The 20,970-nt window shown below is 68.7% G+C and carries 18 protein-coding genes; 6 read left to right on the forward strand and 12 right to left on the reverse strand.

What is annotated here, in order from left to right:
• The first annotated feature begins 162 nt into the window (after nucleotides 1-162).
• Nucleotides 163-1,371: an endo-beta-N-acetylglucosaminidase H gene (locus tag OB895_RS13265; RefSeq protein ID WP_311877931.1), complete on the forward strand. Its 1,209-nt coding sequence runs from the start codon at nucleotides 163-165 to the stop codon at nucleotides 1,369-1,371.
• Between the two features lie 57 nt (nucleotides 1,372-1,428).
• On the opposite strand, the gene OB895_RS13270 is transcribed toward OB895_RS13265, so the two are convergent.
• Genes OB895_RS13270 through OB895_RS13285 form a run of 4 tightly spaced genes read right to left on the reverse strand, consistent with a single transcriptional unit; the run spans nucleotide 1,429 to nucleotide 7,831 of the window.
• The gene (locus OB895_RS13270) at nucleotides 1,429-4,671 is read right to left on the reverse strand and encodes a GH92 family glycosyl hydrolase (protein WP_311877932.1); all 3,243 of its coding nucleotides are present in this window, start codon (nucleotides 4,669-4,671) and stop codon (nucleotides 1,429-1,431) included.
• On the reverse strand, nucleotides 4,668-5,603 hold the full coding sequence (locus OB895_RS13275) for a carbohydrate ABC transporter permease (RefSeq protein WP_042536820.1): 936 nt from the start codon (nucleotides 5,601-5,603) through the stop codon (nucleotides 4,668-4,670). The genes OB895_RS13270 and OB895_RS13275 overlap by 4 nt, the downstream gene beginning before the upstream one ends.
• Nucleotides 5,600-6,526 (reverse strand): carbohydrate ABC transporter permease, encoded by a 927-nt coding sequence (locus tag OB895_RS13280; RefSeq protein WP_197065931.1) that lies wholly within the window; start codon nucleotides 6,524-6,526, stop codon nucleotides 5,600-5,602. Before OB895_RS13280 ends, OB895_RS13275 begins: the two co-directional genes overlap by 4 nt.
• A gap of 3 nt (nucleotides 6,527-6,529) precedes the next feature.
• Nucleotides 6,530-7,831, reverse strand: coding sequence for an ABC transporter substrate-binding protein (locus tag OB895_RS13285; protein ID WP_311877933.1), 1,302 nt, complete (start codon nucleotides 7,829-7,831; stop codon nucleotides 6,530-6,532).
• Between the two features lie 211 nt (nucleotides 7,832-8,042).
• Between OB895_RS13285 and OB895_RS13290 the strand changes: the two genes are divergently transcribed.
• Nucleotides 8,043-9,353 (forward strand): glycoside hydrolase 5 family protein, encoded by a 1,311-nt coding sequence (locus OB895_RS13290; protein ID WP_079113721.1) that lies wholly within the window; start codon nucleotides 8,043-8,045, stop codon nucleotides 9,351-9,353.
• 32 nt (nucleotides 9,354-9,385) lie between these two features.
• Here OB895_RS13290 and OB895_RS13295 read toward each other — a convergent pair whose 3' ends face one another.
• Nucleotides 9,386-10,417 (reverse strand): LacI family DNA-binding transcriptional regulator, encoded by a 1,032-nt coding sequence (locus OB895_RS13295; protein ID WP_079113720.1) that lies wholly within the window; start codon nucleotides 10,415-10,417, stop codon nucleotides 9,386-9,388.
• 165 nt (nucleotides 10,418-10,582) lie between these two features.
• Between OB895_RS13295 and OB895_RS13300 the strand changes: the two genes are divergently transcribed.
• A complete protein-coding gene (locus tag OB895_RS13300; protein WP_079113719.1) occupies nucleotides 10,583-13,579 on the forward strand; it encodes an alpha-mannosidase in 2,997 nt (998 codons plus the stop codon).
• Between the two features lie 60 nt (nucleotides 13,580-13,639).
• Complete coding sequence (locus tag OB895_RS13305) at nucleotides 13,640-14,050, forward strand: MmcQ/YjbR family DNA-binding protein (RefSeq protein WP_042536815.1); 411 nt, start codon at nucleotides 13,640-13,642, stop codon at nucleotides 14,048-14,050.
• On the opposite strand, the gene OB895_RS13310 is transcribed toward OB895_RS13305, so the two are convergent.
• The 7 genes from OB895_RS13310 to OB895_RS13340 all read right to left on the reverse strand — a co-directional run bounded on the left by OB895_RS13310 (nucleotide 14,051) and on the right by OB895_RS13340 (nucleotide 18,404).
• A complete protein-coding gene (locus tag OB895_RS13310; RefSeq protein ID WP_079113718.1) occupies nucleotides 14,051-14,707 on the reverse strand; it encodes a hypothetical protein in 657 nt (218 codons plus the stop codon).
• Nucleotides 14,704-15,189 carry a MarR family winged helix-turn-helix transcriptional regulator gene (locus OB895_RS13315; protein WP_079113717.1) on the reverse strand — a complete coding sequence of 162 codons (486 nt, stop codon included), beginning with the start codon at nucleotides 15,187-15,189 and terminating at the stop codon, nucleotides 14,704-14,706. Before OB895_RS13315 ends, OB895_RS13310 begins: the two co-directional genes overlap by 4 nt.
• A 34-nt stretch (nucleotides 15,190-15,223) precedes the next feature.
• Nucleotides 15,224-16,000 (reverse strand): hypothetical protein, encoded by a 777-nt coding sequence (locus OB895_RS13320; protein WP_079113716.1) that lies wholly within the window; start codon nucleotides 15,998-16,000, stop codon nucleotides 15,224-15,226.
• Nucleotides 16,001-16,004: 4 nt separating this feature from the next.
• Nucleotides 16,005-17,132 carry a hypothetical protein gene (locus OB895_RS13325; protein WP_042536812.1) on the reverse strand — a complete coding sequence of 376 codons (1,128 nt, stop codon included), beginning with the start codon at nucleotides 17,130-17,132 and terminating at the stop codon, nucleotides 16,005-16,007.
• Nucleotides 17,129-17,425, reverse strand: coding sequence for a hypothetical protein (locus OB895_RS13330; protein WP_042536811.1), 297 nt, complete (start codon nucleotides 17,423-17,425; stop codon nucleotides 17,129-17,131). Before OB895_RS13330 ends, OB895_RS13325 begins: the two co-directional genes overlap by 4 nt.
• Complete coding sequence (locus OB895_RS13335; RefSeq protein ID WP_042536810.1) at nucleotides 17,422-17,730, reverse strand: SAV_915 family protein; 309 nt, start codon at nucleotides 17,728-17,730, stop codon at nucleotides 17,422-17,424. Before OB895_RS13335 ends, OB895_RS13330 begins: the two co-directional genes overlap by 4 nt.
• 83 nt (nucleotides 17,731-17,813) lie before the next feature.
• A complete protein-coding gene (locus OB895_RS13340; protein WP_042536809.1) occupies nucleotides 17,814-18,404 on the reverse strand; it encodes a hypothetical protein in 591 nt (196 codons plus the stop codon).
• Nucleotides 18,405-18,524: 120 nt separating this feature from the next.
• On the opposite strand from OB895_RS13340, the gene OB895_RS13345 reads away from it, so the two are divergent.
• Together OB895_RS13345 and OB895_RS13350 are read left to right on the forward strand one after the other, a co-directional pair.
• Nucleotides 18,525-19,751, forward strand: a complete 1,227-nt coding sequence (locus OB895_RS13345; protein ID WP_042536808.1) for a glycosyltransferase — start codon at nucleotides 18,525-18,527, stop codon at nucleotides 19,749-19,751.
• Nucleotides 19,748-20,968 (forward strand): glycosyltransferase family 4 protein, encoded by a 1,221-nt coding sequence (locus OB895_RS13350; protein ID WP_311877934.1) that lies wholly within the window; start codon nucleotides 19,748-19,750, stop codon nucleotides 20,966-20,968. The genes OB895_RS13345 and OB895_RS13350 overlap by 4 nt, the downstream gene beginning before the upstream one ends.
• The last annotated feature ends 2 nt before the right edge of the window (nucleotides 20,969-20,970 follow it).

Genomic DNA, 20,970 nt, shown 5'->3' on the forward strand with positions numbered 1-20,970 from the left:
CTCCGGAGGGCGGCCGGGGGAGGGGGCGGATGCTGCGGCATCCGCCCCCTCCTGGCTGTCGGGCCGGACTTCTTCCGCGTGGCGTACTTAAGCGCTATAGTCGGCCGCAGGTCGCGACGGTGCGGCCGGATTCGACAACGACGCCGAAGGAGACGATCCGTCATGAGTCAGAACGTCAGGAATCACCGATTGCGAAAGAGCATCGCCGGGCTGGGGGTGCTCGCGACCGCTGCTGCAGGCATTCTCACCGGTTCGCTGGGGGCTGCCGCCGAGAGTGCTGAGCCGGCCGACCCGAAGCTCGCCGTCTATGTCGAGGTGAACTCGAACGATTTAGCCAACGTCGCCGACTACACGCTCGCCGAGTCCGGCGATGCAGCCATCGACATGGCGATGATCTTCGCTGCGAACATCAACTACGACGGTGAGAAGGCATACCTGCACTTCAACGAGCGGGTCACCGAGACGCTCGATGATGCCGAGACGCAGATCCGTCCTGTGCAGGCGAAGGGCACCAAGGTGCTGCTCTCGGTGCTCGGCAACCACCAGGGTGCCGGCTTCGCGAACTTCACCTCGTTCGCGCAGGCCGATGCGTTCGCCGCTCAGCTCGCCGACGCCGTGACGACCTATGGGCTCGACGGCATCGACTTCGACGACGAGTGGACGAACTACGGCGCCAATGGCACGCCGCAGCCCAATGCGGAGTCGTTCGGATGGCTGGCCACCGCGCTGCGCGACCGCCTCGGCCCCGACAAGATCATCAGCCTGTACGCGATCGGCCCGACCTATACGACGACCGACTTCACGCTGTTCGATGCAGCGAGCGTGCTCGACTACGCCTGGAACCCCTACTACCCGACCTACGATGCGCCCGTCGTTCCCGGCCTCGAGGACCGCGGTCTGCTCGGGGCTGCGGCCATCGACCTGGGGAACACGAGCGCAGCCACCGCCGCGGACTTCGCGACCCGCACTGTCGCCGACGGCTACGGCGTCTATGTCGCCTACAACCTCACCGCGACCGACCAGTCGGCGTATCTCTCGGGCATCACCGAGGCGCTGAAGGGCGAGGCGACCGAGTATCGGGCGGCGCCCCGCGACACGACGCCCCCGACCGTCACGGTCAAGGAGGGCGCGCGGTTCACGAAGGGCGATGCGGCGGCCGGCTATCAGCGGGTCAGCTTCACGCTGTACGACGAGGGCAAGATCGACAGGCTCTACGTCAACGGCGTCGAGAAGGATCTCACAGACAACGAGTGGAGCGACCTGAACTTCGTGAAGTCGGGTGCCTTCGGAGCGGTCACTGGCGCGAACACGCTACAGGTCGTCGACGTCGCCGGGAACACCACCGAGGTGTCGTTCATCCTGTCGAAGTGATCACCTGAGATCGAAGCGATCACCTGAGATCGAAGTGATCACCTGAGATCGAAGCGATCACCCGAGGTCGAAGACCTCGATCTGACGGATCGTGACCCCGGCCTCCGCCCGCACGCGGATCGCCGGGGTCACGACCCGTGCCGCCAGCTCGAACGGGGTGGTGCGGTCTGCGGCCAGCTCCGCGTCGTGCGTGGTCGGTGCCGCGGTCCAGTTCCCGTCCTCATCGATGACCTCCCACTGCAGGCGCGACGATGGGGCTGCAGCGACCATCGTCACGGTGAGGTCGCTCACGGCGCGGGGCTCGGCGAAGCGGCATCCCGCCCATTCGCCGGCGGCCAGGGCGACGCCGCTCGAACCGCCATGCGCGCCGTCGTCGAAGAGGCGCCGGGCATCGACGACGGATGCCGCTGCGATCACATCGGCTCGCTCGGCCGTCAGATCGCGACACCAGGTCGAGTGGGCTGCCGGTGCGTGCTCACCCGTCTCGAGGGCATCCGAAGGATCGGTGCCGAAGACCAGTTCGAGGTCGGCGTCACCAGCCAGCGCGGCGATGGGGAGCTCGGCGCGATCGAGATCGACCCCGTCGAGTCGCGCGCTCTGCAGCACGTGGGCAGTCGGCTCGCTGCGGTGAGAGCGGATGCGCAGCGAGGAGCCGTCGGCGCGATCGACGCGGATGTCTTCGAAGAGGGGAGACCCGATCCGCAGCACTCCCGACGCGAGCTCGAGCGGGTAGAGCCCGAGAGCCGCCCACAGCCACCACGCGCTCATCTCGCCGTTGTCCTCGTCGCCGGGGAAGCCCTGACCGATGTGGGCGCCCGCGAAGAGGCGGGCGGCGAGCTCGTTCACGATCGCCGCGGTGCGCCATGGCCGGTCACTGAACGCGTACATGAAGGGGATGTGGTGGGCGGGCTGATTCGAGATCGCGCACATGCCGGAGCGCAGCGCCCGCGCCTCGCGCTGCTCGTGGATGACCGCGCCGTATGCTCCGCCGAAGCGCTCGTCGGCTGTCTCGGGCTCCGCGAAGAGGTCGTCGAGATGCTGGCCGAAGGCGTCGCGGCCGCCATGCAGCGTCGCGAGTCCGACTCCGTCGTGCACGGCGCCGACCGACATGCCCCAGGCGTTCGTCTCGACATTGTCGCCGCCCCAGGTCCGCGGGTCGAAGGCCGGCGCGAAGCCGCCCGCGGAGTCCTTGCCGCGGAGGAAGCCGGAGTCCGCATCGAACAGGGTGCGGTACGACAGCGCCCGGTTCGCGAAGTACCGGGCGAAAGAGCGGTAGCGCGCGGCATCCTGTGCGGACTCCGCATCGGCGGCGAGCTGCGCGGCGAACCGGCCCAGTGCGGCATCGCTCACCGCGTTCTCGATGGTCCAGCTCATGCCCTCGGGCACGTCGGACGAGATGAATCCGGTGAATCGCCCGCGAGCGATGCCCTTGCGTCCGCGCAGCGCATCGGGCCCCGGCTCGCAGGCGTTGCGCCAGCCGCTCTCGAACGCCTCCGCACGGTCGAACTCCACTCCCCACCGGGCGGCGTCGGCGAAGATCTGGTCGCTCGACGTTCCCACCATGCTGTCGACGTATCCCGGGGCGCTCCACCGGGCCATCCAGCCTCCACGGCGATACTGCTCGAGCTGTCCGTCGAGCAGCCTGCCCGTCACGGCAGGGTCGAGCAGCGCGAGTGCCGGCCATTCGGTGCGGTAGGTGTCCCAGTAGCCGTTGTTCACCACCAGCTCGCCGTCGACGATCGGGGCGCTGGTGGCGCGTTCGCCGAACGGCTCTCGCGCCGCGAAGACGTCGGCGAATCGAGGGATCGGGGCATCGGCGGTTCCCGCGTTCTCGGCGGCGGTGTTCGGATACAGATGCATCCGGTGCAGGGCCGCGGCGATCCGGCTCACATGCTCGTCGTGCGCCAGTCGGCGATACGGAGCCTCCGCCTCGGGGAGGGGCGGGATGGTCACGCGACCCAGCACGCGGTTCCAGGATGCTGCGGATGCCGCCCGCACCTCGTCGTAGGTCACCTCGGCCGGCGCTTCGAGGTCGAGGCTGCGTCTGGCCTGCTCGATAGACACGAACGACACCGCCACGCGCACCTCGAGCGAACCGCGCCCGCCGACATAGCCGGCGACGTGCACCCGCTCGGCGTCGTCGAGCGCGCCGCGCGGGCCCGACGCGTCGTCACCCTCGCTGCGCAGCACCACGCCCGCGAAGTAGCAGCGCGGAGCGTTGCCCCAGTCCTCGGTGCCCTCGGGCGTCCACCCTTCGAAGCCGCCGTCCTCCGTCCAGGTCAGGCGTCCCTCGTCGGTCGGCTGATCGATCACGAACCCGACGATGGCGTCGGCCTCGGCGCCGCGCACCCGGAAGGCGGCGGCGTGCGAGGTCGCGGTCATCTCTGCGCGCAGTCCGCCGAGGTCGACCGCGTACTCGTGCGGGCGGGCGCGCTCGGACCCGGGGGTGATCCAGCGTCGACGCTCCCCACGGTCAGACATCGGGCGTCCGTCGAACGGCATGAGCTGGAGCACCGAGCGGTCGCCGATCCATGGACTGGGCTGATGGGAGAACTGCAGCGCTTCGAGGCGTCGCCCCGGCGGGTCGTCGTGGATGCTGGGGCGGTACGGCCAACGGGTGTCCGAGGCATCGGTCGCCGGAGTGACGAACGTGAAGCCGTGCGGAACGGCGACCGCGGGGATCGTGTTGCCGCGCGAGAAGCGCGGTCCGGAGTGCGTGCCTCGACGGGTGTCCACGCGTTCGACGGGAGGAAGGTCCGCCGCCGCGGGCTGCTGCGGCATCTCCTCGACGACGCACTGCACGAAGCCGCTGACGCTCGAGGGGAGATCCGCGTCGGTCGCCAGGGATCCTGTGCCCAGGACGAGTTCGACGGCGACCGAGGTGTGCGGCACAGAACCCGAACGCAGCGGGGCGAGAGACACCGTGTCGGCGTTCCACTGCTCCGGCAGACTCCAGCGGGCCCCGAACTGCGCATCGGCGGTGAGCGGGAAGTCGTAGCGGTCGCGCACGGCGGCGATGTCACTCAGCCTCGCGCCGTCGGCACGCCGCGCATCGACGGTCACCGCGAGCGCCGCATGCGGGGCGAGGGTCGCGTCGGCGCCGTCGGAGTAGAACGCCCAGTGCAGCACGGTGTCGGACGTGACGGGGATGTCTGCGAGTCCAGGCACGTCGATCCGCTGCTCACCCGCCGCGGGGTCGAACGAGAAGGCGAAGACCTGCCCGGGGATCACGCCCGCCCGAGGACGAGATGACGGTGGATCGACCGGCCCGTCGGCGGGCATGAGGTGCACGGTGCTCACCCCTTGACCGCGCCCTCCTGCACGCCCTTGAAGAAGAACCGCTGCGTGAACGAGAACATGATCACGATCGGCACGAGCGCGATCATGGTGCCCGCCGCGATCAGACGCGGATCGACGGAGAAGCTGCTGTTCAGATAGGCCATGCCGACGGTCAGCGTGTACTTCGACGGGTCGGAGAGCACGATGAGGGGCCAGAGGTAGTCGTCCCACGCGCCGATGAAGGCGAAGACGGCGACGACCGAGACCATGCCCCGGATGTTGGGCCACACGATATGGCGGATGCGCTGCCAGGTCGTGGCGCCGTCGACGGTCGCGGCATCCAGCACGTCCTGGGGAATCATCCGGCACGCGGTGGCGACGAGCAGCACGTTCATGGCGCTGATCGCGCCGGGCAGGAACACGCCCCACAGGGTGTCGGCGAGGCCGAGCGCGCGGATCGTGAGGAAGTTGCTCGTCACGGTGACCTCGCCGGGGAAGAGCAGGGTCGACAGCAGGATGGCCATGACGATCCACTTGCCGCGGAAGCGCATGCAGCCGAGGGCGTAGCCCGCGAACGTGGCGAGGATCACGTTGCTGAGCACCGTGCCGACCGAGACGAGCAGGGAGTGCCAGGCGTAGAGATAGACCGGGACGATCTCGGCGACGGTGGCGTAGTTCTGCAGCGTCGGCTCGCGGGGGATGAGGTTCGGCGGGAAGGAGTAGATGTTCTCCTGCGGGCCCTTGAACGAGGTCGAGAGCTGCCACAGGAACGGGCCGATGACGATCACCAGCACGAACAGCAGCAGAGCGTAGCGGCCGATCAGCCCGCCGAGCGTCGGCTTGCTGAAGTCGCCTGAGCCGCGGCGGCGGAAGATGCGTTCGCGTGTGGTCGCGGCGGTCTGATCGTCGGGACGCCGGTCGTCGTCGACGCGCGGCGGGGTGAGCGTGCTCATGCGGGGACCTTCGCCTTCTTCTCGCGATTCATGATGGCGATCGCGGCGAGCGGGATCAGGGTGAGGAGGAACAGGGCGACGCTGATCGCCGAGGCATAGCCGATGTTGCCGTTGAGACCGGAGCCGACCTGACGGATCAGCATGACCAGCGACATGTCGTAGCCGCCCGGCCCGCCGGTGCTCTTCGAGAGCACGTCCAGCTCGGCGAACACCCTCATCGCCGAGACCGCTATGAGCACCGCGATCAGGAGCATGGCACCGCGCACCGAGGGGATCGTCACCGAGAGGAAACGGCGGAACGACCCTGCTCCGTCGAGCATCGCCGCTTCATGCAGCTCCTTGCCGACGTTGCCGAGGGCGGCGAGGTAGACGACCATGTAGTAGCCGAGGCCCTTCCACACCGTCAGCAGGATCGCGCAGCCGAGCAGTAGCCAGCGGTCGACGAGGAACGCCATCGGCTTGTCGACCAGGCCGAGGAACTCGAGCGTCTGGTTGATGATGCCGCGACTGTCGAACAACCAGGTCCAGATGAGCGCGACCACGACCACCGAGGCGATGACGGGGAAGTAGAAGGTGGTGCGGAAGAACGCGATACCCGGCAGCTTCTTCTGCACGAGCAGAGCGAGAAGCAGCGGGAGGATCGTGAGCAGCGGCACGCAGACGACCACGTAGATGATGCAGGTGGTGAGGGCGTTCCAGAACATCTCGTCGCCGAACATCCGCTCGTAGTTCGCCCCGCCGACGAACTCGGGGGTTCGCAGGGGGCGGGCGTCGGTGAAGCTCAGGAAGACGGTGTTGAGGAACGGCCAGAGCGCGAACACCAGCACCCAGATGACGGCGGGGCCGAGGAGCAGCCACGGGGTGAACCACCGGTGGGACGTGATGCTCTTCCTCCGGCTCCGGATGCTGGTGTCCGTGCTCATGGCTTACTGGTCCACGCGGTTCGCGTTGGCGTACTCGACGATCTTGTCGAGCTGCTCCTGCGCGTCGGCCTCGCCGTTGACGGCGAGCGCGATCTGCTGAGTCATGTACGTAGCCATGTCGGACGTCCACTGGAACGGGATGGCCTTGGCATCCTCCATCGCGGTGAACACGGTGTCGATCGCCGACAGCTGCTTCTCATCGGTGATCGACGACGAGATGTTCTCGACCACGGCGTCACCACCCGACGACGTGCCGGGCGCCGTGCCGACGGCGAGGGACGAGAAGGCGACCTGGTTCTCCTCGTTCGTCGCGAACTCGGCGAACGCGAGTGCAGCCTCCTTGTTGTCGGAGTCGGCGGAGACGTTCAGTCCCTGCACATAGAGCGGAGGGATGCCGAGACGCTGCGTGGCGACGGTGTTCTCCAGCAGCGCCGGGGCGTCCTTGGCGAGGTCGGTCGTGAAGCCGGTGCCGCCGGTGGTGAAAGCGACCTTCTCCTGGATGTAGGCCTCGGCGTTTCCGCCGTAGTCGCCGGTCAGAGCCTCGGCGGGCATCGCCCCGGCCGCGTACGCATCGGCGTACTTCTCGATGATCGCGGCGGCCTCCGCGGTGTTGAAGTCGAACTCGCCCTCTTCGTTGATGACCTCCATGCCGGCGGAGGTGAAGGTGTCGAGAGCGGGGATCGACGACAGCAGCTGCACCTTGCCGCCGGACTCGGTGGCCACGTCCTTCGCGAGGGTGAGCAGCTCGTCGACCGTCGTGGGGAGGTTCTCCTCCGTGACGCCGTAGCGGGCGAGCTGCGCGAGGTTCCACCACGAGGCGTCGCTCGAGAGGTACCAGGGCAGACCGTAGGTGCCTTCGACGCCGGGGTACTGGCTGTACGCATCCCATGCGCCGGCGTTGTACCCGGACTTCAGGTCGGGGTCCGCCGTCTCGAGGTCGACGAGCTTGCCGGCGGCGACGAGGGGGTACGCGATGTCCGGCGGCAGGTTCAGCACGTCGGGGAGGGTGTCGGCGTTCGCCTGGCTCAGGATCTTCTCCTGGTAGCCGTCGCCCGGCTGGTCGAGCCACTCGACCGTGACATCCGGGTGCTCCTTCTCGAACGCGTCGATCAGGTCTTCGAAGTAGGGGGTGAACTTCTCGTTCTTCAGCGACCAGGTCTGGAACTGGATGGTTCCGCTCAGCTCACCGGAGGTGTCGATCGGACCGGCGGCACCCGATGTGGCGCCGCCTCCGGTGCAGCCGGCGAGCGCCATGGCGCCGATCGTGAATGTTGCCAGAGCGACAATGCGTGCGGGAACTTTCATCGTGCTTCTTCCTCGAGGCGGGCGATTGGCGGTGTCCGTCCGGCGGACTACAACGCTTTAGCAGATGAAACCATCCGTCGCGGTATCTGTCAAGGTCTCGACGCTCCGCATGCATGCAGATAGCGGAATTTCGGGTGGCGGCCTCGTGCTCAAGCGTTATAGTGGTGCGAAATGTCCTCGCCGGAGGGCTCTGTCGGAAAGGTCCGGACACATGACGCAGCGCCGCGCTCTCGATGCTCGCCTGAGATTCGGGGCGAACTACACGCCGTCGAAGGACTGGATGCACTCCTGGCTGGACTTCACCCCCGATGACGTGCGGCGCGACTTCGCGGCTCTCGCAGAGCTCGGACTCGACCACGTGAGGGTCTTCCCGCTGTGGACGGTGCTGCAGCCGAACCGCACGCTCATCCGCACGAAGGCGATCGACGATGTCCGCGCCATGGTCGACATCGCTGCCGAGTTCGACCTCGACGCGAGCGTCGACGTGATCCAGGGGCACCTGTCGAGCTTCGACTTCGTGCCCTCCTGGCTCTACACCTGGCACGACCGCAACATGTTCACCGACCCGACAGCGCTCAGCGGGCAGGTCGAGCTCGTGCAGACGCTCGCCGGCGCGCTGCGCGACGCCCCGAACTTCCTCGGGCTGACCCTCGGCAACGAGACGAACCAGTTCTCGGCGCACACGCATCCGTCGCCCTGGCCGGTCACGACCGACGAAGCGGGGCACTGGATCGAGTCGCTGCTCGCTGCCGCCGAAGGAGCGGCACCCGGTCTCTCGCACGTCCACAGCGAGTACGACGCGGTCTGGTACATGGACGGGCACGGCTTCACCCCCGCGCATGCGTCGCGCCTGGGCGAGATGACCACGATCCACTCCTGGATCTTCAACGGCACGGCTCAGCGCTACGGCGGCAGGTCGGTCGCCGCCGACCGCCACGCCGAGTACCTCATCGAGCTGTCCCGCGCCTTCGCCACCGATCGCGAGCGACCGGTCTGGCTGCAGGAGGTGGGCGCCCCGTCGAACTGCCTCGACGAGAGCGAGATGCCCGGCTTCCTCGAGGCGACGCTGCGGTCGGCGGTGCGAACGGAGAACCTCTGGGGCGTGACCTGGTGGTGCTCGCACGATGTGAGCCGTGAGCTCGGCGACTTCCCCGAGCTCGAGTACTCGCTCGGCCTGATCGATCAGAGCGGTGCGGCCAAGCCCCTCGGCCGCCGGTTCGCCGAGCTCATCCCCGAACTGCGCGAGCGCCGCGCGGTGCCCGCACGCGAGACGGCGATCGTGGTCGACGTCGACGAGCGCGAGGTGCCCGTGAGTCGCGCGGCTCTCAGCCCGGGCGGTGCGGTCTTCCAGGCCTGGGTGGATGCCTGCGACGCCGGCCTCGACCCTGCCTTCGTGACGTCGAAGACGGCTCTCGACGACGCGGCGCTCGGCGCGCGCGGCATCCGTCGCCTCATCCGTCCTGATCTGTCGACGAGCGAGGTCGACCCCTACGGCTCCGTCAACACCGTCGTCGACGGCTGACGACGACATCGCGAGACGCCGGACAGCCGTCGTCAGGATGCTGCCGCCGGCGGAGCCGTGCTCTCGCGGGCGGTGAGGGTCGGCGTCGGGCCCTGAGCGCTGGGCAGGTTGAGGCCGGCGACGATCTGCTGCAGCAGCAGTGTCGCGGCCTGCTCGCCGAGCTCGAACGTGTCACGGGTCATCGCGGTGATCGACGGGTTGATCAGACCGGCGATCACCGAGTCGTCGAAGGATGCGATCGAGACGTCGCGCGGAACGGCGCGGCCCATCTCCTGGGCGACCCTGAGGCCGGCCACCGCCATCACGTCGTTGTCGTAGACGATCGCCGTCGGGCGCAGGCGGCCCGAGAGCTGGGAGCGTGTGACGGCGGAGGCCCTGGCGGGGGAGAAGTCGGTCGTGATCACCTCGCCCGCGATGCCGTCGGATGCCATGGCGTGCAGCACCTCAGCGCGCAGACGGGTGTGCTCGAGCTCGGCGGGGCCGGCGACGTAGGCGATGCGCGTGTGCCCCAGGGCAGCGAGGTAGGAGAAGAGCGTCTCGGCCATCTCGTCGTCGGCGATCCAGACGCTCGGCACGGCTCCCTCGGGGGAGGGCTTCGAGCCGATCATCACCGCGCGGGCGTCGAGCGCCGCGATCCGGTCACTGCGAGGGTCGTCGTCGCGAGGGTCGATGAGGATGATGCCGTCGACCTGGTTCGACGACCGCCACTGCCGATGCACCTCCATCTCCTCGGCGATGTCGGTGACCAGGCGCAGCTGCAGACTGACCTTGCTCTCGGAGAGCCGCGACTCGATGCCGGCGATGAGGTCGGTGAAGAACGCCTCGGATCCGAGCGAACGGGCGGGACGCGCGAGTGCGAAGCCGACCGTGTTGGCGCGGGCGCCGACCAGGGCGCGCGCCGCGGAGCTGGGCTGCCAGTGGTTCTCCTCGACGATCGCGAGGATGCGCTGACGGGTCTCGTCGCTCACGCCGGGCCGTCCGTTGAGTGCGAACGACACGGCTCCGGGTGAGACTCCGGCCATGCGCGCGATGTCCGCGATGGTGACGCGTTTGCCCGAGGTCATGCGCCTCACACTACTTGATCGGTTTAGCCGCTCGGAAGCCGCCGAGCGCGATTCCGGGCGGGTCTACTAGATCGCTTTAGTAAATCCGATAGCATTGTCGGCAACCGCCCGACTCCCGGGCGCGAGTCAGGTCCCCTCTCACCGTCGAGCCCGGAGAATCACACCATGCATGACGACACCTCGCTCACCGTCGGCCGCGTCAAGCGGGTGCTCGACGAGCGCATCCGCCCGGCCGTCCACTCCGCATCCGTGCCCCTCACGATCGAGGTGAACCAGCTCCCGGGTGAGCCGATCAGCCCCGCGGACGGGCTCGCTCTCGACTTCGCCCCGGCCTCCGTGCCGAGCATGTGGGGCCCCGCCTGGTCGACGACCTGGTTCAAGATCACCGGTCGCGTGCCCGCCGAATGGGCCGGCCGCCGGGTCGAGGCCGTCATCGACCTCGGATTCGACATCAACATGCCGGGCTTCCAGTGCGAGGCGCTCGTCTACCGGCCCGACGGCAGTCCGGTCAAGAGCATCAACCCGCGCAACCAGTGGCTGCCCATCACCGAGGACGCTCACGGGGACGAGCCCGTCGAGCTGTATCTCGAGGCGGCCGCCAACCCGGTGCTGCTCGACTACCACCCCTTCCTGCCGACGCAGGAGGGCGACATCCAGACGTCGTCCCGCGAGCCGCTCTATCGCACCCGCCGCATCGACCTCGCCGTCTTCGAGCAGGAGGTCTTCGAGCTGTCCCTCGACCTCGAGGTGCTGTTCGAGCTGCAGGCCGAGCTGCCGGCGACGTCGCCGAGACGCATGCAGATCCTGCAGGCCATGGACGACGCCCTCGATGTGCTCGATCTGCAGCGCATCGTGCAGACCGCACCCGACGCCCGCGCTCGCCTGGCAGACGTGCTCGCAGCGCCCGCCGAGGCCAGCGCGCACCGCATCTCGGCGATCGGCCACGCGCACATCGACTCCGCCTGGCTGTGGCCGGTGCGCGAGACGATCCGCAAGGTGGCCCGCACCACCTCGTCGATGACGACGCTCATCGACGAACAGCCGGACTTCCTCTACGGCATGTCGAGCGCGCAGCAGTACGCGTGGCTCAAGGAGCACCGGCCCGAGGTGTACGCCAGGGTCAAGGCCGCCGTCGCCGAGGGGCGCTTCCTGCCGCTCGGCGGAATGTGGGTCGAATCCGACACCGTGATGCCGACGGGTGAATCGCTCGTGCGCCAGTTCTCGTACGGACAGCGCTTCTTCGAGCGGGAGTTCGGCATCCGTTCGAAGGGCGTCTGGCTTCCCGACAGCTTCGGCTACTCGCCTGCTCTGCCGCAGCTCATGCGCCGTGCCGGGTTCGAGTGGTTCTTCACGCAGAAGATCTCCTGGAACCAGCAGAACGTCTTCCCGCACCACTCCTTCCTCTGGGAGGGCATCGACGGATCGCAGGTGTTCACGCACTTCCCCTCGATGGACACCTACAACTCCCAGCTCAGCGGCATGGAGGTCGCCAAGGCCTCGCGTCAGTTCAAGGAGAACCGCGTGACATCGCGGTCGATCGCCCCGGTGGGCTGGGGCGACGGCGGTGGAGGGACCACGCGTGAGATGACAGGCAAGGCGAAGCGCCTCGAGAACCTCGAGGGCAGCGCGCGTGTCGTGTGGGAGCACCCGGACGCCTTCTTCGACGCCGCCCGCGCCGAGCTGCCGAACCCGGCCGTCTGGGTCGGCGAGCTCTACCTCGAGCTGCACCGCGGAACCCTCACCAGTCAGCACGCCACGAAGGCGCTGCACCGCTGGGCTGAGCACGCGCTGGTCGAGGCCGAGCTGTGGGCGGCGACGGATGCCGTGCGCACCGGCGCCGCATACCCGCAGGCCGAGTTCGATCGGCTGTGGGAGACCGTGCTGCTGCACGAGTTCCACGACATCCTGCCGGGCACGTCGATCGCGTGGGTGCACCGCGAGGCCGTCGAGGTCCTCACGAACGTGCTGTCGGATGCCCGAGACATCTCCGATGCCGCTCGGCGTTCGCTCGCGGGCGAGGGGGATCGCGAGCTGCGGTTCGTCCCGACGTCGGTCGGTGGCGGTGGACGCGCGCTCGGGGCGGGCTTCGTCGAGGCGCCTGCCCCGGCATCCGTCATGCTCTCCGGCGAAGACGGCGGGTGGCGCCTCGAGAACGAGCTCGTCTCCGTGCTGATCTCCTCCGAGGGGCTCATCGTCTCAGCGGTCGACAAGACGTCGGGTCGCGAGGCGGTGGCCGAGGGGCGCGCGGCGAACCTGTTCCAGCTGCACCAGGACTTCCCGAACATGTGGGACGCGTGGGACATCGACAAGTACTACCGCAACAGCGTCGACGACCTCACCGCGGTCGACTCGATCTCGGCATCCGTCGTCGACGGCACGGCCTCCGTCGTCGTGACCCGGTCGTTCTCGCAGTCGACGGTCGAGCAGACCATCACCCTCGCGCCCGGTCAGCGCACCGTGCTGCTCCGCAACGACATCGACTGGCACGAGACCGAGAAGCTGCTCAAGCTGGCGTTCCCGCTCGACGTCCAGGCCACGCACACCGAGGCCGAGACGCAGTTCGGCTACCAGGCGCGCGTGACGCACACGAACACCAGCTGGGAGGCGGCGAAGTTCGAGACCTCGATGCACCGCTTCGTGCTGGTGCGCGAGCAGGACTTCGGCGTCGCGCTCGTGAACGACTCGATCTACGGGTACGACACCTCGCGCGAGGTGTCGGATGAGGCCGTCACGACCACTGTGCGGCTCTCGTTGCTCCGCGCCCCGCGGTTCCCCGACCCCGACACCGATCACGGCCACCACCAGATCGAGATCGGGTTCGTGGTCGGTGCGGACGCCGCGATCGCGACCGCCGAGGGCATCCGCCTCAACTCGCTGCCGACCCTGGTGCGCGGCGCGCACGAGGTCGCGCCGCTCGTGAGCGTCGAGGGCGAGGGCATCGTGGTCTCGGGTGTGAAGCTCGCCGACGACGGCTCGGGCGACGTGATCGTGCGACTCTACGAGGCGCTCGGGCGCCGTGCGGTCGGGTCGCTCGCTGCGGACTTCGAGCATCAGGAGATCCGCGAGGTCTCTCTGATCGAGGACGCGCTGGACGACGGGCGCGTGGGCGGCGAGCTGCGTCTGCGGCCGTTCGAGGTGCGGACGCTGCGCATCGTGCGCTGAGACCTGCGTCATCCGCGGTCGCCATTGTGGCGGGCTGCCTCATGGGAGGACGATGGGCGGATGGCGACAGTCGATGACGTTCGAGAGATCGCGCTCGCGCTGCCCGGTGTGACCGAGCGCGTCGGTGGTCACACGGGCGAGCCCTCCTGGCGGCTGCCGAGCGGTCAGATCGCCTGGGTGCGCGGCGCCAGCAAGGTCGATCTGCGCCAGCTCGCAGATCTCGGGCTCGTCTGGCCCGACGGGCCGGTGCTGGGCGTGCGAGTCGCGAGCCTCGAGGAGAAGGCGATGCTGCTGGCGGCAGAGCCCGAGGGTCTGTTCTCGATTCCGCACTTCGACGGATACCCCGGCCTGCTGGTGCAGCTCGACGCGGTCGAGCGCGACCGGCTGGCCGAGATCATCGCTGACGCGTGGCTCGTGCGGGCTCCGGTGCTCGTCGCGAAGCAGTGGCTCGCGGAGCGCGGTCTCGACTGATCAGGTCGCCGTCAAGAACGGCCGGGCGGCGTCTAGGAAGGCGCGAGGTTCATCGGCCCACAACCGGATGCGGTCGACGTGGTGCACTCCGCCCTTCGGTGCGAGACCAGGGAGCCGGATCGCGACCGGGCGTTCGAGCTCGATCTCGATGTTGGTCTCGTCCTGCATCCGCTCGGCGTACTCCGACCCCGTGATGCGTGGCTGCTTGGGCTGGTCGACGCGGCGGTCGATCGCGACCGACGCGATGTCGGCCCACCCGATCGGCACATCGAGCTCGAGTCCGCTGCGCACCCGCACTCCGTCGGGCCCCACCGAATGCGGCCGCATGAGCATCGCGCACAGCAGGCCGACCATCCAGGTGACGCCCCAGATGCCGAGCACCAGCAGCGTGATCCGCACGGCGGGCCACTGGTGCACGATGAGGTCGAGGATCGGGATCTCGACAGCGGAGAGGCCGATGAAGATGAACAGCACCGTGAGCACGGGGCGGTGGTAGCCGATTCCCGTGCCGCCCTTCGGGACTGCGGGGCGGCGGGCGATCGCACGGGCGATGCTCGAGTAGACGCGAAGCTCGGCGATCCATGCGCGATGGAGGAAGCTGAGGATGCGCGCGATCGGGGTCGGGCTCGGAGCGGTCGTCTGCAGCTGCTCGGTCATGCGGCGTCTCCGCGAGGGGAGGGGGCGCCCGCGCTTTCGGGAGCGGGCGTGGCGGCGGTGGTCACGAGGTGCTCGAGGTGTGCGGCCACGGCCGAGAGGCCGCGCTCGACGGCCGCACGGTCGGCGGGGTCGATCGCCGACAGCAGAGTCTCGTTGAGCTGCGCGTGCTCGTCCTGCATCCGCGCCATCGTCGCGGTGGCGGCCTCGGTCAGCTCGACCAGGACGGCGCGTCGATCGGTCGGGTGCGGGGTGCGCCGGACATGCCCCGACTTCTCGAGCGCATCGACGAGCCCCGTAATGTTGCGAGGGGTGACATCGCAGAGCTGTGCCAGTGTCTGCTGCGTCGACGGCCCGGCGTGCTGAAGAACCCAGAGCAGGTGCACGCGGGCTGTCGTGAGTCCGGTGCCGTCGAAAGCGCGGGCCATGTCCCTCTGGAAGAGGTCTGCGATCAGCAGGAGGCGATCGACGAAGAGCGGTTCCATGATTGTGATGGTACTACATAGTTACCTATCTTCACTAGGTTGTCGCTGAGCCGGGTGCGAGGCTCTGCTCGACCGCCCGCATCGCCGTGATGCCGTCCGTCAGCGCCTGGCGACGGTCGGGGGCGTCGCGGAAGAGCATGATCACGGCTGCGACCGCCGCCGGGTCCGACCCCAGATGATGGGCGTCGATGATCGCGGGCGTGCGACCGGCGATCGAGACCGTCAGCTTCGGGCCATGCGGTCCGACGAGGTCGACGGCGCCGATCTCCTCCCAAGGGACGTCGAACGACGAGGCTCCGCGCACACCGTGCAATCCGCGGCGGTCGAGGACGAGACCGAGCGGCGTGCGGAGGGACAGGAGCTCCCGTCCGAGTCCGACGAGCGAGACGAGTCCGAGCACGTACGGACCCCACTCGAGAAGCCGTCCGCCCATCGTCGGAAGCTCGAGTGTCTGGACGAGGAGATTCACCACGGCGGGGAGCACGCCGACGGTCGGGACGAGCCAGAGCACCGCGCGCGCGCCGCCGGACGGCGTGAAACGCAGGGGACCGACTGTCGAGATCCGGACGAGGCGTTCCCGCAGCGACCTCGCGCGGACGACGAGCGCGACGGCCAGCGTGCCGGCGTAGACGGCGAGTGACAGCATGACGAGTCGGAATCCCGACCGCCCGTCGACTATGGCGAGCAGCAGGGGCAGAAGCGGGAGTACGCCGACGAGCATCAGTGCTGCAACGGGGAAGTGCCCCTTCGGATGTACGGACCGGGAACCGTCGACGATGCGAGGTGATCGGGCGATCGTCTTCATCAGCATCCGTTCAGCCTGCCAGCTGAGGCGGCTGCCAGAAGCGCGTGCCGTCCTCGAGCCACTCGTCGATCGACTCGCGGGCATCGACCGGCACCCACGCCTCCCAGGCCCACGTCGCTGCGGACCCGACAGTGACCGTGGCGACGACCGCGCCGCCGATGACCCATCCGAGAGGTCCTCCTGCTGCGGCTATGGCGCCGCCGGCCGCCGCACCGCCTGCCGCTCCTCCGAGCGCTCCGGCGATCTGGGACGAGCCCGATTCGCCCTCTGCGATCGCGGCGCCGATCGTGACGATCTCGATGGCCGGTCCGACGATGGGGATGATCTTGCCGATCCGACTCACCTGTTCGACGTGGTCGAGCAGCTCTTCCATGCCCTCGCGGATGGCTCGCGGATTGGCGGCCTCGGCCGCTGCATGCGTAGCGGGATTGCCGGATCGGAGCTGGTCCGTGAACGTGTCGGCGTCGGTCTGCATCTGCTGAGCCAGGGTCCGCCACTCCGCCAGGTCGCGCTCGGTGCGAGCGTCGGCGGTTTCGAGCGCGGCGTCGACGACTGTCTTGTTCGGATCCGTGGCGCTGAGTTCGCCGAGGAGTCCGTCGAGCGGCGACAGATCCCCGAGGCACGCGATCAGCGGGGCGAAGTTCTCCGAGCACCACGTCTCGAGCTCACCCCACCACGTACCGACGCGCGTGGCGAGGTCGTTGTACGTGGTCACCTTCGAGATGAAGGCATCCCATTCGGCGGTCAGCTGAGGGTCGGCGTCAGGCGCCGGGCACGCGGAGAGATCGGTTGTCGGCTCCATCACGACCTTGCCGTGGACGGTGAGCCCGCGGTCGGCCGCCTGAGTCAGGTAGGAGTCGAAGTCCTCGCGGCCACGGTCGAGCCGATTCGCATAGGCGTGGATCACGGGTGAGGCATCACCCAGGTACTTCATGGCGGGACTGCAGCGGTTCCGCACGGCGGTGGCGGTGCGCTGGAACGCGCTGCCCGCCTCTCCTCGCAGGTAGTTCTCGCTCTGGCCCGCGACGTAGGCGAGCTCGAGGTCGACCTCGACGAGCGAGGAGCTCATGCGGGACATCCAATCACCGAGCGCCCGGACGGCTGTCGGATCGCCGGGGATGCGGAGACTGATGCTCATCGCCCGTCCAGCTCCTCTTCGATGTCGCGGATGTGGTCGGCTATCTCTTCGTTCTTCACCGTCATGTCGTCGAGGACGTCGTTCGTGATGGCCGACAGCCCCCTCGTGGCGTCGTTCGCGACGCCGGCCGCCTCGGCTCCAGCCGACGCGATCAGAGCGATGATCGACGTGGCGATACCCGCGTCGGGCGCGGAGGGAAGATCCGAGAGCGTGGCGTCGGACTCGTCGATGCGGGCGATCACCTCTCGAAGGCGGATCTCCATGCCGTCCCGATCCACATAGATGTCCGTCACGCGAGTCGCCCTCCCGTGCGCAGGGATGCCGGAACGGGGAGATCGAATGCCACGATGTCGAACGCCTGGACCTGTTTCACGCGGCCGAGTTCGGGAGTCTGCAGCATGACCCACGGCTGCGCCTCGCCGCAGCACGCCGCGAGGCGATCGAGCGCCGTGTAGGCGAGAAGCCCGGTCCGTCCGTCGGTCAGCGGGCGGACGGCAAACTGCCTTCCCTGGTCTTCGGGAAGATCGATCACCGGAAGGTAGAGCACCGGCGGCACGATCGTGCCTCCGGTCGCCGCTATCGGCTGGCTGTTCCACATCTCGTTGCCCCCTCGGTCGTGGATATGGCGCCGATCATACCCGCCCGTGGCGGCTCAGCCGTCCGGCTGCGACGCTCGGATCGTCACGCCGGGTCGAGCCTCAGCACCTCGGGCGACTCGCCTCCCGCGACCTCGTCGGCGACGCGGATGCTGCGCGCCAGGTCGTCGAGAGCGCCGTCGAGCGTGCCGAAGCGTTCGCGGTCGCTGCACATCGCGGTCAGTGTCACCAGATGCGTGCCGGTGTCCCAGGTGTAGGTGGCGAAAGGCGGTGACGCGGGCGACGGCGGCATCGCGACCACGAGCTTCTCTCCCGTGCCCAGCCACCGGCTCGAGAACGACTGGGTGTCGTCATAGTCCATCGGCATCGATGCGCGAGCGACCCGCACCTGAGGGGTCAGCGCCTGCACGGTGGCCATCGCGACGACCAGCTCCGGATCAGCCTTCCACGTCCACACGAGCACGCGACCGTCCGCCCGACGCATCAGCATCGGCGCCGCCTGGCTCATCGCCCACGCGCCGATCCGCGAACCCGGGCGCTCGGTGACGCCGATCGCCGAGTTCACCTGCCCCAGCAGCATCCTTATCGCAGCCTTGCGATGCCGGCGCCCCTTCCAGCCGAGCGAATCGGTGACGGGGATCCACAACCGGGGGTCGGCGTCGGCAGTCAGTCGCATGCCTCCACGCTAGGGGGTGAGGCTGAGGGATGCCGGTATGCCTCGGCGGCCCGATCAGGCCCCTCAGGTAGAGTGGCCAGCGCCCGATCGGGCTCTTTGACCGCCGTACCGTAAGGCAGAATGTCCTCCTCTACCTCCGATCCGACGAGCGCTCCCGACGTCGCCCCCGACTCCGGGCAGCGTCCGCTTCGCATCCTGATCGGCTGCGACACCTTCGCGCCCGACATCAACGGCGCCGCCCGCTTCGCCGAGCGTCTCGCGGCCGGACTCGTGCAGCGCGGTCATGACGTGCACGTCGTCGCACCGAACCAGGCCTACCGCCGAGCTGCACCGCGCACCGAGGTGATCGAGGGCGAGCCGATGACCCTGCACCGGCTGCCGTCGGTGCGCTGGGCACCCCACGACTGGCTGCGGTTCGTGTGGCCGTGGCGGGTGAAGCACTACGCCCGCAAGATCTTCGACAGCGTGCAGCCCGACATCGTGCACATCCAGTCGCACATCGTGATCGGCCGCGGCCTCTCTCGCATCGCGCACGAACGTGGCATCCCCGTGATCGCGACGAACCACGTGATGGCCGAGAACATCCTCGACCACACCACCATGCCGAAGTTCATCGACGATCTGGTGCTGCGGTTCGCCTGGGCCGACGCGAAGCGCACGTTCGGCCTGGTGCGCGCCATCACGACACCGACCCGCCGGGCGGCGGACTTCCTCGAGCGCACGGTGGAAGTCACGGGCGTCATCCCGGTCAGCTGTGGCATCGACCGCACGCAGTACACCCCGGTGATCGCTCCTCGCGATAAGAACCGCATCATCTTCGTCGGACGCCTGACCGCCGAGAAGCAGGTCGAGGTCATCCTCGAGGCGATGACGAAGCTCGACCCGGCGCTCGAGGCGACGTTCGACATCGTCGGCGGTGGCGACCAGCGCAAGCAGCTCGAGAACCTGGCAACTCAGCTGGGCATCGCCGACCGTGTCACCTTCCACGGCCGCACGACGGATGAGCAGCTGCGTGCACTGCTGTCGCGCGCCTCGGTGTTCACCATCGCCTCGATCGCCGAGCTGCAGTCGATCGCGACCATGGAGGCGATGGCCTCGGCGCTGCCGATCGTCGCAGCGGATGCCGTCGCCCTGCCGCACCTCGTGCACGACGGTGAGAACGGCTACCTGTTCGAGCCGGGCAACGCGGATGCCCTCGCCGCGCGATTGACCGACGTGCTCACCGCATCGCCAGGCGAGTACGCGCGGATGCAGCAGGCATCGCTCGACGGCGTCGCGATCCACGACATCAACCGCACGCTCGACACGTTCGAGGCGCTGTACCGCGACGAGCCGCTTCCCGAGTGACGACGCCCGTCATGCACATCGTCTTCTTCGGCGATCAGCACCTGGACTCCCTCGGCGGAGCTCAGGTGTCGATGCGGCTGCAGCGGGAGTTTCTCGAGCGCGCCGGCCACACGGTGACCGTCGTCGCACCGAAGATGCACGGGGCTCGCGCCTCACGCGTCGCCGACTCGTCGAACGTCGATCTGCCGTCCGTGCCGATCACCACTGACCGCGAGTACTCGATGAGCTGGCCCGGCCGCGCCACCGACCGTGCGCTCGACCGCGCGATGACGCACCGCCCTCCGGTCGATCTGGTGCATGTCCAGGCCGACTTCTGGGGCGCTTTCATCGGCCACCGGTATGCGACTCGTCACGGCATCCCCGTCGTCCACACCATGCACAACCGCGTCGATGTCGGGATCGCCGCCGTCACGCCGCTGCACGGCCCGGTGCTTCGAGCACTCAACCTCTGGCGCCGCCGCGCGCTGCGAGGCGCCGCGGAGCAGATGCGCGGGAACGACGGCTGGGCCTTCCTGCGTGGCATCGCGAGCGGCTCGTCGGCCGTGACCGCACCCTCGACGCATTTCGCACGCCGCCTCGAAGAGCACGGGGTCTTCAGTCCCGTCGACGTGGTGTGGAACGGCATCGACGACGACGTGCGCGAGGCGACGCTCGCCGCCGCACCGACCGGACGCGCACCCGGGCGTCCCCGCTTCGTCTGGCTCGGGCGCATGAGCCCCGAGAAGCGCCTGCTGCCGTTCCTCGAGGCCTTCGTCGAGTCGGGAATCGACGCCGACCTCGAGATCATCGGGGGCGGCGCTCAGCGCGCCGCCGCCGAGAAGATCGTCTCGGGCCTGTCGAACGTGCACTTCGCCGGCAAGCTCAGCTACGCAGACACTCTCGCCCGCATCGCCGCCGCCGACGCACTCGTGCAGACGTCGATCGGCTTCGAGACGCAGGGCATGACGCCGTTCGAGGCGGCCACCCTCGGCACGCCGTCGGTGATCAGCGACCCCGACATCGCGGCAGAGCTCGGGGGCGGACTCTGGGCCGCGCCCGGGGCCGCCGGCACCGAGGATCAGCGACGAGCGGGTCTCGTCGAGACGCTGCGCCGCGCGGCATCCGACATCGCCGCCGGCATCGCACCGCAGCCGATGCGCGAAGTCTCGGAGTCGTTCCGCCAGTCGTCGCGCACCGCGGCGATGATCGAGATCTACGAGCGCGTGCTCGCGGGCTGATC

The organism is Microbacterium forte, assembly GCF_031885415.1.
GTDB classification, from domain to species: Bacteria; Actinomycetota; Actinomycetes; order Actinomycetales; family Microbacteriaceae; genus Microbacterium; species Microbacterium forte.